This window comes from uncultured Marivirga sp. (assembly GCF_963974845.1).
GTDB lineage: Bacteria > Bacteroidota > Bacteroidia > Cytophagales > Cyclobacteriaceae > Marivirga > Marivirga harenae.
On the sequence record NZ_CAXBEQ010000002.1, the window covers coordinates 26,941 to 45,329 of the forward strand.

The 18,389-nt window shown below is 35.4% G+C and carries 9 protein-coding genes; 4 read left to right on the forward strand and 5 right to left on the reverse strand.

Annotation, left to right across the window (positions count from 1 at the left end; all coding sequences use genetic code 11):
* Positions 1 to 101: 101 nt before the first annotated feature.
* On the forward strand, positions 102 to 1,421 hold the full coding sequence (locus AAC601_RS04525) for a flippase (RefSeq protein ID WP_340152600.1): 1,320 nt from the start codon (positions 102 to 104) through the stop codon (positions 1,419 to 1,421).
* A 3-nt stretch (positions 1,422 to 1,424) separates the two neighbouring features.
* On the opposite strand, the gene AAC601_RS04530 is transcribed toward AAC601_RS04525, so the two are convergent.
* Both AAC601_RS04530 and AAC601_RS04535 read right to left on the reverse strand, forming a co-directional pair.
* Entirely contained in the window at positions 1,425 to 2,333 is a 909-nt protein-coding gene (locus AAC601_RS04530; RefSeq protein WP_340152601.1) for a sulfotransferase domain-containing protein, read from the reverse strand.
* A gap of 10 nt (positions 2,334 to 2,343) precedes the next feature.
* Positions 2,344 to 3,408: an acyltransferase gene (locus tag AAC601_RS04535; protein WP_340152602.1), complete on the reverse strand. Its 1,065-nt coding sequence runs from the start codon at positions 3,406 to 3,408 to the stop codon at positions 2,344 to 2,346.
* Positions 3,409 to 3,545: 137 nt separating this feature from the next.
* Here AAC601_RS04535 and AAC601_RS04540 point away from each other — a divergent pair, with 137 nt between their 5' ends.
* From AAC601_RS04540 to AAC601_RS04550, 3 genes are read left to right on the forward strand one after another with little or no spacing between them, the layout of a single operon-like run.
* Positions 3,546 to 4,874 carry an FAD-binding oxidoreductase gene (locus AAC601_RS04540; protein WP_340152603.1) on the forward strand — a complete coding sequence of 443 codons (1,329 nt, stop codon included), beginning with the start codon at positions 3,546 to 3,548 and terminating at the stop codon, positions 4,872 to 4,874.
* Between the two features lie 19 nt (positions 4,875 to 4,893).
* Complete coding sequence (locus AAC601_RS04545; RefSeq protein ID WP_340152604.1) at positions 4,894 to 5,634, forward strand: SDR family oxidoreductase; 741 nt, start codon at positions 4,894 to 4,896, stop codon at positions 5,632 to 5,634.
* A 40-nt stretch (positions 5,635 to 5,674) separates the two neighbouring features.
* Entirely contained in the window at positions 5,675 to 6,853 is a 1,179-nt protein-coding gene (locus tag AAC601_RS04550; RefSeq protein ID WP_340152605.1) for a hypothetical protein, read from the forward strand.
* 17 nt (positions 6,854 to 6,870) lie between these two features.
* On the opposite strand, the gene AAC601_RS04555 is transcribed toward AAC601_RS04550, so the two are convergent.
* From AAC601_RS04555 to AAC601_RS04565, 3 genes are all read right to left on the reverse strand, one after another.
* Positions 6,871 to 7,944, reverse strand: a complete 1,074-nt coding sequence (locus AAC601_RS04555; protein WP_340152606.1) for a hypothetical protein — start codon at positions 7,942 to 7,944, stop codon at positions 6,871 to 6,873.
* Positions 7,945 to 7,955: 11 nt separating this feature from the next.
* Entirely contained in the window at positions 7,956 to 16,163 is an 8,208-nt protein-coding gene (locus AAC601_RS04560) for a GDSL-type esterase/lipase family protein (RefSeq protein WP_340152607.1), read from the reverse strand.
* A gap of 718 nt (positions 16,164 to 16,881) precedes the next feature.
* On the reverse strand, positions 16,882 to 18,366 hold the full coding sequence (locus tag AAC601_RS04565; protein ID WP_303270867.1) for a PorP/SprF family type IX secretion system membrane protein: 1,485 nt from the start codon (positions 18,364 to 18,366) through the stop codon (positions 16,882 to 16,884).
* Positions 18,367 to 18,389 lie beyond the last annotated feature (23 nt).

The following is an 18,389-nucleotide window of genomic DNA, read 5'->3' on the forward strand; positions in this document are numbered from 1 at the left end:
ATCTGTAATTAATCAAATCTCCTCCTTATAAAGCCTATGCGTAATAAAATTGTATTAAATTTGACGAAAACAATAACTAACTTAGACTTAAAATAAACTTCATGCCCAAAAAGCAATCCTATTGGATTCAGTCAGGAAAGTTTACTTTACTGGAAAGGTTTTCCGTTTTAATTTTTGGAGTTTTTACCTTTATTCTTTTAGTAAGGATTTTGGGGAAAGAGCAATACGGAGCTTGGATGTTGTTTATTTCCTTAGCTACCTTGTTGGAAACAGCGAGAAACGGCTTCTTTAAGAACCCTTTAATTCGATTTAGCAATACAGAAAATGAAACAGAAAAAAGCTTAATTCAATCCACGTCTTTAGTACTCAATATATTATTTTCTATAGGGATTTCCATAATCTTAGCAATTATTGCAAATCCTTTGGCAGAAGCATGGCAAGCTCCAGAATTGGTTGAATTACTTTATATATTTATACCAACTAGCATCATTCTGGCACTTTTTTTCCATTTTGATTATATCCAGAGAGCCAATTTTCAATTCTTTGGTCCCTTTTTAGGCTACTTTTTTAAGAATGGTTTATTGTTTTCCGTAGTGCTCTTTCATTTCATTTTTGAATACCAGATTACTTTATTTCAATTGGGGGTTTGGTATGGAGCATCAGCTTTAACCGGTACGCTTGTCTCTTTTATAGCAAGTAAAAGTAAGATCAGTTTTCAAATGAACAAGAAATGGACTAAAGCGCTCTTTTCTTATGGAAAGTACACTTTGGGCACCAATCTTAGTGCAGTTTTGATGCGAAATATTGATATATGGATGATAGGTTGGTATTTGACCCCTGCTGCTGTAGCGGTCTATAATGTTGCCATCAGAATTGCCAACTTATTTGAAGTGCCTTCCATGGCACTTGCCAGTATTTTATTTCCAGAAGCTGTTCGCAGAGCAGAAGCAGATGGGGATTCTGCAATGAAATCCCTTTATGAAAAGTCTGTAGCTGTAATTTTATTATTCAGTGTTCCCTTTGCCATTTTTGTGATTATTTTCAGTAATGAAATTATAGCATTATTAGCTGGTTCAGAATATTCAGAAGCAGGCATTATTTTAAATATCACTATGCTGTATGGCTTGTTAATTCCTTTTAACAAACAAATGGGTGTAGTATTGGATGCCGTTGGAAAAGCAAAGAAAAACATGTTTTTTGTAATGCGAAATGCAATAATCAATACCATTTTGAACATCATGCTTATCCCGTATTTGGGTGTGATGGGAGCTGCACTTGCCACGTTAAGCTGCATGATAATAGTCCTTCTATTGAACCAAATATATTTGCATAAAAACTATAAAATATCTTTAAAAAATATAGCGCGCCATTTCGGAGACTACGGACAAAAAGCCTTTAAAAGAGTATTGAAATTACAGTAACACTTATTTTTCCCATTGCGAGAGGTCTTTTTTCAGCAAATCTTTTAGTTTACTTATATCTTCCTGAAAGAAGTTATATAAATCGGTTGCTGTTTCATTTTCCAACTGTAAACGATTCATATTTTTGCCGGAAAGCCAAGTGACCATACGCATTCTTTTTTCTTGTGTTGGTAGTATTAATCTAGCAAAAGGTCTTATCATTTTTCTGATCTTAGTTTCGCCTTGAAGGCTTTCATGCAAAACTCTGTTTTTCGGTTTGCCTGAAACATTAAACTTTAAATCATATTTGATTTCCTGTTCAGGATTAACATCTAAAAACTGAAACACCTCTTTCAAGCAATTTCCAGTATCGTTTTGTAAATCTTCATTCAAAATTACTTTTACATGTTCGAAATTATCCAAGAAGGCTTTCACTGGCTCATAATATTGACTCACCTTTTTATAATGATATATCAATTCATAATTATCTCTTATTCTTTCAGGTTCTTTTTGTAGAGCATCTTCAAAGCTTCCCTTTTCCCTTTCATCCCTGATTAAATGCTGGTAAGCAGAAAAGGCTCTTTTAACAGGGTTTCTGAGAATAATTATAATTTTAGGATTACCTAACTTTTCCTTTATAAGTGGGATTGTACATGAATGAAAATACAGAGTATCAGCACTTGCTTCTCCAATAGCTTTCTCCTTAGCTGAAGAAAACATTTCTAAATATTTATTCCAGTCTTTTACATACCATTTCTCTACTTCTTTATCTTTAGGTCCTCCCATCGGGAATTGCATGCATTGGCTCGAAAAGTAGCGAGGCTCTTTATGCTTAGTGATAAAAACATTTGGATGCTGTTGTAAATATTGAGCTAATGAAGAAGTTCCACATTTAGCCATTCCTACTATAAGAAAATTGGGTTTTACTGTCATTTTTTCTGAATTAGCTTCCTACTATTATCCTACTGTGTTTGCCGAATACCTTTCTTATCATAAAAATGATTACTATAGCAACTAATATAATAGCTAATAAATAGATTATGTAACTCAATGTATTCAGCCCTTTAATTGGAAGCAATTGTTTTCGCTCCAATATTTGGACAAAATTAATGATATATAGATGAAGGAAGAATATACCAAAACTATCATTTCCAGTTTTATTTAATAATGGGAAACGGAAATCATTTAACCTATTAAAACCTATAATCAATAAAAAACATAACAGAATTGCCTTCAATTTACTAAGGTTAAAAACAAATACCATTTCCTTTAAATCCCTTAAATCAAGGTATTTATTCACTGGGATAATACCATACACCTCTAAAATTGTCATGGCTAGATATATACCAATTAAGGAAAAAAGCCAAAAAATATGAGCTGAAAGAATTCTCAGCCGGTGCTTTGCTACCCACATCCCTAACAGATATATGGGCAGAAAATGTACAAATGAAATAAGTGGATTAGCATGATAACCAAAGCGAACAGTCCAAAGTCCTAAAATGCATATGATGGGTACCAAGTAATCGAATAGTTTATGTTTACTAAACAAACGAAATAAGAATGAGCAAAAGTAAAAAATTGAGATCATAGGGATAAACCACAAAATACCAGAGTGACGCCCTGTTGTAACCATCAAAAAAATTTTATAAAGAACAGAGGCTTCTTGAAAATCAACTGTCATCCACCAGTGACCACCATCATCAAAAAAGAGTTTATCAACTATGGCTGGAATAGAAATAATCAGATAAGGGGCTATGACATATTTCAATTTCTTGTGGAGATATTGAAAATAATCAAAAGTATCATGGCATAAATAGTAAAAAAGAAAGCCTGCTATAAAGACAAATAGCACCGTTCCATTATTAAAAACTCCCACTAATAAAGATTTAGCTATTGAAAAGCCTTCCCACGGAATTGAAATAATACTATGAATCCCTACAATAAATATAATTGCAAGTCCTCTAAAATTATGTATATAATCTAAAAATGGCTTTTTTTCTTGTTTCAATATTTATTCGAGTGATAGTTTAAGCTTCTGGCGAATTTAAACTTTTTTAAATTCACATCATAGTTTATTAATAAAATGACTGAGAATTATTCAAATTTCGTAACTTGGGATTTCATACCAATTAGAAGGCATTTTCAATGCAAAAAACATCTATAACAAATTGGAATAAGTTTCCGGAAATTGAAGCTGAAATAAAACATTATACACTTGGCAGTGAAAACAATCCTTCATTTTTAAAAAATGATTTTTCCCCTAGAGGGAATGGAAGAAGCTATGGAGATGCTTCCTTGGGCGAAGTAGTTTGTTCTAGTTTAAGACACAATAAAATACTTTTTTTCGATAAAGCCGAAGGACTATTCATTGCTCAAAGTGGTATACTTTTTTCTGAAATATTGGATGTTATCACTCCCAATGGATGGTTCCTCCCTGTAACTCCAGGTACAAAATATATTACATTAGGTGGCGCCATAGCCGCTAACGTACATGGCAAAAACCATCATGCTGAAGGAAGTATTTCACGCCATATCCAATTTATTGATTTATTGTTGGCCAATGGGGAAATTTTAAGATGTGATAGAAGTCAAAATTCAGCTGTTTTTTATGCTTCAGTTGGCGGGATGGGGCTATCTGGTCTTATAGTTGCTGCCGGGATACAATTAAAAAAAATTGAGTCCACTTCAATTTCTCAACTTCAGTTGAAAGCACAAAATCTTACAGAAATTTTAGAGTTTTTTCACCAGTATGCTACCTACACTTATTCTGTCGCTTGGATTGACTGCTTGAAAAAAGGCAAACAGTTTGGCAGAAGCATTTTGATGCTGGGCGAACACAGCAAGCAAAAAGAAGTGAGAAATACAAAAGAACTTTTCGTCTCACACAGAAAAAACTCTATTAATATTCCGTTTAATTTCCCTGGCTTCGTACTAAATGACTACTCCATCAGATGGTTCAATACCTTTTATTATCATAAAAATCTAAAATCGAGAAAGGAATTACAATCACATTACGACACTTTCTTCTATCCATTAGATTCCATCTTAAACTGGAACAGGATTTATGGTAAAAGAGGCTTTATTCAATACCAATTTGTATTGCCAAAAGAAAATGGAAAGACCTACCTTGAAAAGATATTAAAAAGAATAACCGATAAAGGCTGGGGCTCCTTTTTAGCGGTTTTAAAAATGTTCGGACCCGAAGACGAAGGATATTTATCTTTTCCAATGGAAGGCTACACTTTGGCATTGGATTTTCCTATTCGAAAAGGCCTATTCCAGTTTCTGGATGAGCTGGATATTTTGGTTAAAAAAGCCGGAGGTAGAATATATTTAACAAAAGATGCCAGAATGTCCAGCCAAATGTTTAAAGATACTTATCCTAAATTAAAAGAATTTCAGGACGTTATTAGAGAAATAAATCCCGAAATGAAATTTCAAAGCATGTTATCAAAACGACTTAAAATCGTTTAAAAACAATAATAGTAGTAAAATGACATATAAATTTAACCACCTTCTTATATTAGGAGCTAATAGTGATATTGCAGAACAAGTAGCTTATCAAGCTGCTAAGGAGCGAATCGCTTTGACCCTGAGTGGTAGAAACTTTGAAAAGCTAAAGGCATTACAATCGGACATTCAAGCAAAGCATGAAGTCACAGTATATATTCGAAAATTTGATGCTGATAAAATAAATGAGCATCAATCGTTCTATAATGGCTTAGATGAAAAGCCCGATGCCGTATTATGCGCTTTTGGTATTTTGGGGGATCAAAAGTTAGCAGAAAAGGACGAATCATGGCAAAATATTATTCAAACCAATTTTACTGGTGCAGTTTCAATATTGTCTATCATCGCAAATGATTTTGAGAAAAGAAAACATGGTTTTATAGCAGGAATAAGTTCAGTTGCAGGTGACCGAGGCAGACAAAGCAACTATTTTTACGGAGCAGCAAAAGCAGGATTTACCACCTTTTTGTCAGGTTTACGAAATAGAATGCAACATTGCAATGTTAGCGTTTTAACAGTGAAGCCAGGCTTTGTTAAAACCAAAATGATCGATGGACTTGAGACTCCTGGCCCCCTGACTGCAAAGCCAGCAAAACTGGCAAAAGCTATTTTGACTGCAATGAATAAAAGAAAAAGTGAAATATATTATAAACCGATATGGTGGTTCATCATGAAGATAATTACTTCAATTCCAGAAAATCTCTTTAAAAAAATGAAATTATAATATTTTTTATTAAATTTATTCTATACTTAAAGGCTGGGTCATGAAAAAAACGCACTATCTTATCATCCTTCTATTACTTCCGATTTTTATTTTCATTAGTTGCGGCAAAGAAGACGATGTCACACCGAAAGATGATGATATTGAAGACAATCAAGATGAAGAGGAAGAAGATCCAGAACCCGAAATTGTTCTGGAATGGGCAACTGATTTTCCGCAGCTAAGAGTGGGAATCCGATCAGCTGACTTCTTACTAAAAACTAAATCAGCTGTTGATGTATATTACATTTTCAGTAACCAAGAATTGGATTTTGAAAGTGCTGAAGACCTTAGAAACCTAGTAGACAGTGAGGTCACAGAGAATATATTGTTGAGCGGAAAGAGATCTACTAGTTCACAGGACGATACTTTAAAGGTCACCTTAGATGGATTGGCTGAATTAACTACATTTTACGCATATTCCTTAATATCTCATCCCGAAAAAGACAGCTTACAAGAGGAAGGATTTAGTATTGAATTTGAAACACAAGAACGACAAGGCACTCACTCGTTTCAATCTGAAGAAGAAGAAAGAGAAGTCCTATATTTAGCCTATCAGTTAGAAGAAGGGTTGAAATATCCTGAAAAGCTCCAACCTGCAATCATTTTCATGGGTGGCAATGGGGAGACCGCCAATCAAGGAGCAATTAATTTAATTAGAAATGGCTCATTACCGCAATTTCTAGATAAGGGGAATGACGTTCCCATGTATGTGTTTTCTCCTCAACATATAAAAAATAATTGGAACATCCATATGATAAATGAAATGGTGGATGAAGCCATAGAAAATTGCCCTATTGACCCTAAGAGAGTTTACATGACCGGGATAAGTGGAGGTGGATTTGCTTCTTGGAACTATGGAGTTGAATATCCAGAAAGAATTGCCGCGATGGTACCCATCAGTGGGGGCGGAAACTCCAATAAAGCCTGTGAACTAAAAGACGTACCTATTTGGGCATTTCATAATGAAACAGATGGGATCGTTGGCTCAAACGGATCTAAGAGTATGGTGAATGCAGTGAATGCATGCCCACCTGAAATTGAAGCTGAACTAATTCTATTTGAAGATAATGGGCACAATGCCTGGAGAAGGGTTTATGATCAGGAACATAATGACTGGAATAAAACCACTGTTGATCCAGTGAATATTTACGATTGGTTTTTACAATTTGAGAAAGACTAAAAGTCAAATATTTAGCTTTATTTAAGAGGAACATACTTATCTATTTCACTTGCCATAATTTGATTCCCGTTAGGTGAAACATGGCAAAAATCAATAAATATATATTCCTGTCCATCAAAAGAGGTGCTTAAATCATAAATCCAAGGATACTGCTTTTCTGATATTTTTTGACGAATTAACTTATAAACTTGTCTGAAATTATCACCTAAAATAGGACCCAGCTCTATGTGATCCGTCCTAGGCTCTCCTATATAGGCTGCGGGTTGTAGAACTGCATAAAATTGACCTCCTCTTGAGGTCACAATATCATGTGCTATTTCCCAATTAGTAAGCATAAAATCTGCAATAGCTTGTGCTTTTTTAGGAGAACTCACACAATTATACATATCATCTCTATCGGCCGGATTTAGTTTTTTTGACAACAAAATTAAATTCTCAAAAAACACTTTACCCATCGCTTCCTTTGCCATGTTAAAATATGAAGTGTAAAGTTTACCTTTAAACATAGGAACAAGTCTGTGCCCCGGTACCTCCACATCTGATGGGCAGAGAAAAGCTGCATCATTCACCCCATCATAAAAGATTACTACATCAGAATGCTTACCTTGTTCATAAAGTGTAATTAAGGCATCTAGATTTTGCCTAGAGTTGTAAGCAAGTTGGCCATGATTGTAGACGTTAAGATGCGGATTCTGCTGCTGAAATAATGAAGGGATCGTGTTTTCGTCATCGGCCCCCTCCCCCCACAATGTTGACCCTCCAAAAAACCTAACCGCCTTAGCAGAATCAGTGATCTCTGCAGGCCTAACTGTTCTTCTTATTCCTTCTGCATTGATTGTCGTGGTAGTCCCTACATAAGGCTGCGTTTTCCACCCTACAAAAGGTTCATAGAGATGCTGGACATTGTTATAATCTGTAAAAATTTCCTTTGCATATGCTATGTTATCCTTATAATTGGGCAGATCAGCCCTACTTTTCTTATTACTATTTTTAAGATATATCCCTACTAAAAAATTTACTGAAAATAGTAACAAAATAAAAACAGCAAGATTGATAAAAATCAACCTTGCTATGGATTTCAATTTTTTCAAAAGCCTTGTATTTATTGTTTCAATATTATTTTAAAAACACCGATTTGACCCTTGTCTATTATTCTTAACTGATAGATTCCATTATTCAATCTTGTCGGAAGTTCCATTCTATATCCATGTTCAATTTCAGTTTTTGCCACAGATTCAGAAAATATTAACCTGCCGCTCAAATCTACTAGCTGCAATTTTATTTCAGTATTTATCAATGCTCTAGATGAAATATTCAAGTAATACTCATCAGTGGGGTTAGGATAGATCGTAACACTTCCTTTATCAAGTAGACCAAACGAGGCTGAAATTATAAATTCTAAGACTTCTGAAGTAACTGAGCAGTCATTTGATTCTACAACAACTGAATAGAAACCACTCTCTATTAAAGGAATCTGAGATTTATTATTGAAATCAGAAAGCAATTCATCATTAAAATACCAATTTATTGTGGCATCTGTTACGGGGTTCAGAATAAATATTGTATCCGTATCTTGGTTCAAAACCGGCACTACTAAGGAAGTCAACTGCACAGGAACTTCAACTATGCCATTTTGCGTACAACCCAATACGTTTTCAACTTTTACTTCAATAGGAAGCATATCTGGACCAAAGCTTTCAATGGAAAATTCAGTACCTATTTCTTCCTCCAATAAAATGCCAGCAGAATACCAATTAATCGTGTGTTGATCATAACTCCCTTCCAGCGAAATATTCAAATTCTCTCCAATACAAACTGAATAGCTATCTTGTTGAAAAATAACAGATTTAGTCTCAATAATATCTACTGGGGCTTCTATTAATTCCGAACTCGAACAACCAAAACTATTAATTTGCTTTACTTTTAATGGTAATAATTCAGATGTAAAGCTCTCAATTTTAAGTTCAGGACCATTTTCGTTAGTTATTAACTTTCCAGCTGAATACCATTCAAAGACATCTCCATCTTTTATCTCATTAATTGAAATAGTTACTTCCTGATTTTCACAAACTGAGTAAACCTCTTGCTCGAACTTTACCTCTTTAAGATCTACTATGTCAATTGGAACCTCAACAGCATTTTCATTTGAACATCCTAATCCATTATAAACTTGAACTGTCAATGGTAACAGATCATTAGATATATCATCAATTGTTATAAGTGACGTAGATTCTCCCTCTATAAGGTTTCCAGCTGAATACCATGCAAAAGTTTCTCCTTCTTTCACATTTTGTAATGCAATACTTAGGCTTTGATTAATGCATACCTCATATAAGTCTTTCTCGAATTGGATATCAGGTAAAGATGATATTTCTACAGGAACTTCTACTAGTTCATTATTAGTACAATTGAGCTGATTGAAAGCTCTGACAGTAATAGGTAATAAATCAGCGGTCAAACTATCAATATTCAAAGTAGATTCTGATTCGCCTTCTATTAAAATTCCGGAAGAAAACCATTCATATCGAGTGCTTTCATTATCATCTAAACTTAAAATAAGCTCGTCTCCTTGGCAGACACTAGTAACTTCTTCCGATACTTCAATTTTAGGTAGTTCCACTAATTGAATTGTATGGAAGGTATTCAATGTCATTTCCTCGCATCCAGATTTTGAAGCCACGATTTTTAATTCGAAAAACCCTGTATCAAGTGAATTAACATTGACTGCAATTTCCAGTTCGTCTCCAGTACCCAACACTTGCGTTGACAATTCATTTACTCCTTGGTATGCCTTATAAAAAATCCCTTCTTGGCTGTTTGGAATAGTTGCAGTAATAGAAGCTGTACCATAACAAAATTCAGTTTCATCTCCCCAGATTACTTCTTTATTTTCAATTAGGAAGCTTTGCTCAAAATCTTCTGAATACAACTCCATCATTGACTTCTCAGATAAACAGCCTTCTGCAGACCTAGCTTGTACGGAAATTAATTCAAACTCGTCTTCTAAATCGTAGAAATACAAAGTGTCCCCTTCGTTTTCTATTGGTTTGTTAATAGATTCATTAAACCACAGCATCTCGTCTGAATCATTTTCTCTATTTGCAATAAGCATAATTGACGAGCCTTCGCACTCCACAATAAAACTCTTCTGCAATTCCGGAGTACCTACCTCAATTTTTTGAAGCTGCACCTTTTGGCCGACATCATGGACTGAGCAACCAGGGAATTGAGACTTTACATAGAACGGCTCAGTTTCTGTAACCATATTACTACTATCAACAGAAAACAACAATGATTCACTAGTCGCCATAGCTACTTCGGTTACTTGATTTCCATTTCTATCAGTAATATAGTATTGGACTCCATACTGTGCGTTTACAATTTCTATCTCGGAAGATACATTTCCTGAACAAAAAGCATTATCGTAGACTAAGTCTTCATTTGACTCCATCTCAGGTCTAGTCATCCGTAGAACAAATCTGCCTTGATATGTAGTTATATCTTCTGTATCAAGATTAAAACTTAATACCTGATTTTGATTTATTGCTAGAGTATCTCCATTATAATTATCAATCAGGCTAACCAAAGCCAATGGGAATTGCTCAACGTTGCTAAAGTTCATTTCAAACTCACCACTACTTACATTATTCATTTCCAAAGGAATATTCAATTCACAAAACTCCATCGACATATTATTCATCGCCAGATTAACACCATCCGCTGATTTCGAATAAAAGTTTATGATTGAATTGGGTCTTTTAAAGCCATCTTCTAATTTATTATAATCATCTGAGGCGGAATCTTTAAACTTAATATAAGTTGCATCTTCTTGATTTAATGGATCTTTCAGAACAATTTTCAAAAAGTGGTCTATACCGGGAGCAGACCTATAGAATACAGCGTCAGAACTACTTTCACTTGTTGAAATTGCACTTTCAGTTATCGTCAGGCTGGGACTGGAGTTAAGTGATTGCACCCAAAATCCTTGACCCGAGGCAATCTCTCCTCCAGGTAAATCACCTGTATCATCACTCCTATCATAAATATAAAACTGAGACTGATTACCTGGCATATTTTTAGCAACAGATACTACATTCCCTACTCCGCTTGATACCCAGCCCTCATCATTCCACTGAATGGTGGCCGCATAAGGATTCCCTATTAGATTCCATCCATCTTCTGCATCACCAGTTCCTATTGAAAGATTGTAAGAAAAGTCACCTTGGTGAAGTGTACCAAAATTCTCAATTAATACCGAATTTTCGCTATCTCTAATATAAGGTGCATAACCAGTTCCAACATTGATTGGATATGTATTGTCAGTTCCAGTAGGTGGGTATTCTTTCCAACCGCCATTGTCTTCATCATAGTAATATAAAGAAGGAGATGAGCCCAAGCCGCTTCCCGTGCTTGCCCCTGTAAAATTCCCAGTGATAGGGAAAAACTCTTGCCAATCTTCAACAGTCATTCCTGATACTGGAGAAGATATATACCTGTATAATTTCGCTGCTGCCATAAATCTCTCAGCTTTTACTTCCCCAAGTAATTGAGAACCGTTCTTCATTGGTAAAACCTGAGCTGTAGTTGTATCACTTGATTTTAATACAAGGTTCCCGTTTGAATGAAAAGTAGCTGCATCTAAATCAATTCGATCAAAAATTTCCATCTCGTTATGAAGTTGCACGTTAGCCGCAGCATTAAATTCTAATCTACCGATTTTATTCATTACGGTATCGAACCGGAGATGAAAAGTGCTATTTCCACTTGAGTTTACTTTTATAGTACCTAAATCTGAAGCTATTGAGCCATCAGAATTTTCAGTATTAATGGTACCACTTCCCGCTATACTTAGGGTATGAAGACCAATATTTAATTGACTACTATCTTTTAAAATCAATCCGCCACCATTTCCACTCCCTAAAAACAGCTCTAAAGGATTACTTGCTTGTAAATTAACAGTATCCATAGAGGATATATTGATATCATAAAACAGAATATCATTGGTTGTTTGCAGAGTGTGCTTTTTGTCCCCTTCAAATTCAACACGTAATAAGTTATCTAAAGCGACTTCGTTGAGTTCAGCTTGAATATCTAAATCTCCATGCAGCACTAATTTTGATTGGTTTCCTGGCACTCCTTTTAAACCAATTTGACTTACAATTTTAAGGTCTCCTAAAATTTCCAAGGTCCCTTCACTAAAGTTCTTAATCCCAGTACTGCCGAGTGTTACATTACCCAAGCGGCCGGAAGGCAAAGAATTGTAAGTATTAAAATAAATATGGGAGTTGGCATGAGAAGGTAAAAACTCAGGCAGATTAGGGGTATTCACATGGACTATTGCATTATCCATCACTTGAACCTTTCCTTGTAAGTCCGCTGATATTTCCAAAGTCTCCCCAGTCTCGACCACCAACTTGGAAATCTTTCCATCAATTTGCCATTGATTGCTTAGGGTTGAGCTAGCTGTTCTATTTGTTAAATTAAAAATTTGCCCATTGTTGAAAAAATTATCAGGAGCATCTCCAGATCCATCTAAAGATAAGCCCCATGAACTCAGATTATTGAGATCTCCCGTACTTTTAGCATAAAAATGCAAAGGAGTATCGGAGGTAACATTAATTCCGCTAGATGGGGATGAAATATTCCCACTTACATCTACTGCTTCTACCGTCAGTACATAAGTTGTTTCAGGTTCAAGATCATTTGTATAAAAAGTATTATTGTTACTTTCTCCCAACAAATCCCCATCTGCATAAACCACATATTTTTCAACTTCGTGATTATCTGTAGAGGCAGTCCATTTAATACCCGTATTGGTAAAAGTGGTAGAAACTACTTGCAAGTTTGATGGTACACTTGGTGCTTCGCTATCAGAATTTGTAATTGCATTTACCTCACTAGTGAATGCTGAACTTCCATTTCCATTAACTGCGTTAATCTTATAATAGTAAGTTTGACCTGGTAATAAATTCAAGTCTTCATGTGAGGTGAGTCCGTTTTCAATTCGACCTATCATTTCAAAATCTCCTCCACTCTCTGGAGCTCTATATATTTCAAAATGAGTCAAGAATTGAAGCAATTTTGTTTTTACTTCTGAGAAGATATATGCGTGACCGTCATCATTTAAATGGATACCGTCATTGGGAACTGCCTCCAATGAAGGTTCAATCATTTCATTTTCATCCGCTAAACTATCAAATACATCAATAACATAGCTACCAAACCCAGCCCTGACAGAATCAAGTTCTTCTAATAAAATTACTCTTTTAGGGGAGGAAGGACCAAAATTCCGTGGTTGTGGAGTTACTATAAAAGTCTTTATACCCGCTTGGTCTGCTAATTCCTTTATTTCCCTGTAATGGGCCATAGTAGTATCTGCAGAAATTAGCGAATTAGCATTATTAGAAGGAAGATTAATGATCAAATAGTCTGGATTTAAACTTAAAGCTTTGGTGATATTGTGATCAGTATCCACTGAGGGATTTGAACCATTGTCACTCCCATCTGGCCTAATATGATAAGTAGTAAATCCTCCAACAGCTAAATTTGTAAGCGTATAATTCGAACCATTCTCTCCTAACCAATGATTTAATCGATCAACCCACGCACTATCTTGTACTGTTGCCCCTACACCCTCGGCAGTAGAGGAACCCAAGACTACCACATCCAAATCATCGGGTACTAAATCTGTTTGATCCCATGACAAATCAATTTGATCCATACCATTGGCATTGGCCGTCAAATTAGTTGGAGTAGAGGGTGGATTATGATTTTCAATAGTGCCACTCTTAAGCATTGAATCTGGAATTGGTGAAAAGGATGAAGTGGAATTGAAGCTATAATCAACTCGTAACGTTTGTCCACCAGATTTTTCAAAGAAAGTGACTGTTATTGGATAAGAACCAGGTTCCAAATATAAAGCAACCGGAGTATCTGGTCCGTACGTGCCACCATGAAGACCGTCATTATCGAAAACCAAATTACTTGGACTAAACCCTCCAACATAAACTCTGCTGCCGTCATCTGACCAAGATTTAAACCTGTATGTCCCAGCAATCAATATATTAATATAACCGTCAAACTTAAAACTAAAAAAGTCATCTTGTGTACGTTCGCTTAATCCAAAATTAGGAACCGTGCCAGTATATTCAATAAAACTCCAATCAATTTCATCTAGTGAATCATATGAACTCGTACTATGCTCGTAAGTCAGCCCTTCAAAAATAGTAGTCACATTCACTTGGTTACTAGCCATAGAAATATTTCCGTTGTAATCCACTGCTTTAACCGTAAAAGTGAAATTGCGGCCTTCCGCTAAATTCTCTACCGTAAAGCAGGTAGCCACACTGTTTGTAGCGATGGAATCTGATCCAAAATAAATATAGTATTGGGCAACAGATTCATTATCAGTGGATGCCTGCCAGCACAGTGTAGCGGAGTTGATCGTATAGTTTTCCACTATCAATTGTCCAGGAGTAGATGGTTTTTCTACATCTGAGCCAGTCATAATTGAAACAGCAGTAGAATAGGGTGAAACTTTATCATTAGAAACTGCCCTCAGTCGATAAAAATACTCCCTGTTAGAAATAGCAGTGGTATCCTCAAATGAAATAGCATCTTCTTCTAATAATCCCATAAATTGATAAAAACCACTAACTTCAGTGCTTCTATAAATCTCATAACCTTTCTCTTGGAAGCTTTCGTCATCCCAGAACAGTCGAACTGTTCCATTAGAAGTGAGATCTAGCTGAATATTGCTAGGTTCGTTTAAATCTTGTGAGGCATTAAAGGTTACATAAATATTCTGAGAAGGAATACTGGGACATCCACCAAAAGTCTCAGTCTCCACGCTATAAGTTCCGGCCGTTTTGGCTGCATAGAAAGAAGTATCACCAACGACAATTCCGTTTCTCTTCCAAGTATAATATAAGTTACTTGCCAATGGAGTCTCTAATTGCACAGAATCTATCCCATTAATATCGGGTAGGTGCCTAGTATTAAGACCGGTAACTTCAGGGGTTTTGACGGTGCTTTCTTTAATCACAACCGGTTTGGACCAATTATTCCATTCAGCTTCTGTTGGATTATCAATGAATCTGCTAAATCTAACTCTATAGGTTCCTGGAAGATCTGCATAGGCTATTGCCGAATCTAAGCCTGATATAATCTGACCATCTCTTTCCCACTGGTACTTTCTAAATCCTCTCGGCACTCCTAATTTTGCTCCTTGCCCATTGCTAGCACAAATGGTACTGTCTCCATAATATACATGAATATTGGAGTTATCTCTTTCTCGTATCCAGGAAAAGAAATCAGGTTCACTATAAGCTTTGTTCCATGTGCCATGACCCAGATTATCATATATGTAATACCTTGCCAACCCTCCCATTTCTTCAAAAAACCGTACCAATGAATTGGTTTGGCTTACGGTAGGGTTTCCATCCTTTCCACCCTGGAAAACCCACATCGGGATATGAGCAATTTCCTCACTATTTTGCACTTTTGTATTAGCCGCTGAAGGTGACATTAACAAAACTCCTGAAAATAAGGCTGGATCTGTCTTCAACAAAGTTACTACATGCTGAGCCCCATTGGATAACCCATGAACTACCACCCTATTCCTGTTTATATTATATTCATTAAGAATATTATGGATTAGTCTTACGACAGTTTTTATTTCAGCACCATTCCACCCATTTAGATTTTGAGGGAAAAGTACAAAGCCAGGAAAATCCCTATCATTTAATGTGGGATCATTAGGTAATTTAGTTCCTGCACGATTTACTGCATCCAAATGCTGTTTGCCTCCGTGAAGTAAATTATGATCATTATTTAATAGATTTCCATTTGTGGAAGGTCCTGCCTCGGGACTGTTTACATCTGGCTTCCAATTTTTAGTCCCCCAATAACAATTATTCCCCCAGCAATTGCCTCTCTCACCAGCGCCATGCAGCATTATGATCAAGGGGTAGCCATCTGCAAAGTTTTCATCGTAACCATTGGGTTTTAATAGCCTGAAATTTTGCTGAAATATGTTTGTATTGTTATCAATTACATGCCCCTGATCATACTGATCTGAATTCCAACCAGTGCGATCAAAATAAGTTGTTTTCCCTCCACCAGTAGAGCCCCTGAAACTGTAGGTTGAATCCTGAACAGGGTATCTCTCAATATTTATCTTAGGACCAGTAGGATTACCTGGATTCTCATGAAACTTGAGGCCATGCAAATAATTATCAACAATCTGAGCAGAAGTAATATTTACTTGTAAAGTGAGGAGCGCCAGTATGAGAATAAGTAATCTATTCATTTTTACATAATTTATTAAAGACCAAATAGATAAATGAAAAATAGCCATCAGGCGCAACATAATTTAAGCAAAAGCTATTTGGTTTAAACCCTATTAGTTAACATGTAACTTTTCAACATAAAATTAACAATTAAAATAGTTCAATAGAACATTTTTCGACTAAATTTTAAAATAAATCTACTAATAATAATAAAAATGGGAATAAATGTAAATTCTGCTTGTTATGGCACTTTGTAAGGCTTAGCTTGAAAAAAAATAAAATACCATAGTATTTAAATAGAATGAATGTTTTTATCCAGCTTGCTTTTTTCTGGAATTTCAGTGATATTTTTCTTTTAGTTTTCCAACTTTACCAAATCTGACCACTTCATTTCTCCAGTTTTCATCTATCCCTTAAAGTCTTGAGTTCAATTAATACAGGCACTCACTCAGCAATCTGGGACAGGCTATAACGCAAAATTATGGTGTGTTTTTTTTAAAGTCTAAATGTATCCGTTATCTACTGTATTCTGCTTACTTAAGACTTCGAAGAATTTTCTTTTTATAATATAGAAAGAAACTTTCCTAAATGACGCCCTGAACGTATTAAGGCTTGATTCAAAAATTGTAGCCAGTTCAAAAAGATTTTTGGGCCTAAATTAGGACAAAGTATTCCTTCGTTAGCTCGAAATACCAAACTTGCGGAAATCAAAATAGAAAGCTCTCTAATCAGATAGGATTACTTTATTTCCAAAATCCAGCTCTCATCAAAATCCAAAACATTAAGGTTCTTAATTGAATTTAAGGTTTTAAGTGCCATTGCTCTATTGTCTGTCTTTTGCGCAATAGTGTAATAATATTCTGTTTTAGAATAGTAGGTGATCGATAAATTATGTCCTAATTCCTTCGCCATATCAACATATTTTTGCGCATTCTCCTTTGATGAAAATGCTCCTGCCACCACATAGATGCCAGCCATATTATCAATTACCTCATCTACCTTCTCATTAAATTTCGGTGAAACTTCCTGTTCAAGCTCAGGTTCCGCTTCACTTATTATAGGTTCTTCAAGAACTTCTGATTCCTTCTTACTCACACTATCCTGTTCAATTGGCTTTCTATATTCTTCTTTAATCTGAACTGGTTCAGTTTCCTTCTCCACAACTTCTTCTTCCGTCTTAGTTTCCTGTATTTCTTCTTCAACAATTTGAGTCGAATCTGTAACTGTCTCCGTAACTTCTTCGACTGGTTCTTCAACTGCTTCTTCTACCAAAAGTTCATCTCTATGTGGTCGTAATTCTGCGAGGTAATCCCTATTACCAGACATAAAATTTAAATAAAACTCTTGTGATCCTTGTCCAAACTGACTTGATTGATCATTTGACATTTCATATGCATAACCAGCCCTAATTTTGTTAACCAAACGAAACCCAACATTAAAAGTAAACCCATTAAAAGAATGATAGCCTCCACCTAGCCAAATATTATTCTTATAACTGAAATAACCGCTAGCTTGAAAAAAACCATCAGATAATTCATTATTATATGTCTGATAAATTACCCAAGGGGTAAAACTTACGTCTCTATTAATATCAAATACATAATTTATAGAAGTTGTAGTTGCTTTAAGGGGATCAAATTCTGGGTTTTTATAAGCTTGCTCATTATAGACATCCGACTGAAACATGAAAGGTAAAGAAAAGCCTATGTTCAAATTATTCAATTGATATTGAATACCGGCTTGAGCCAAAGGATTCACACTTTGGTCTGCCAATCCATCTAAAGCAGGGTCTAAAGGATTATCCACAAAATCATTATTAATAAATGTAACATCTGCCCCTACTCCAACTCCAAAACTTATTCTATGATCGGTACTTTTGTCTACTCCAGGATAAATTGTATAGGCTACGTTCAAATTTGCTTGATTGGTATTAAACAATGCTCTTTGATCATTCATAGCAATTAATCCTACGGCTAAATGCTTCCCTAAAGGCAATTGACTTGATAAACGTATAGTCTGAGGAGCTCCTTCAATTGCTGTCCATTGCTGGCGAAAATTTGTCTCCAATTCAAAAAAACCAGTGTGACCTGTATAGGATGGATTAATATAAACAGGTGACAGGTAGTAATGATTAAATGGAATGATTTCTTGTGCTTTTAACAGGGTCGTTGAAATCATTAAGACTATTAAGACTCCCCATTTTTTTTGAATAGAATTTACCATGATTTTAATTTTTAAATCACCTC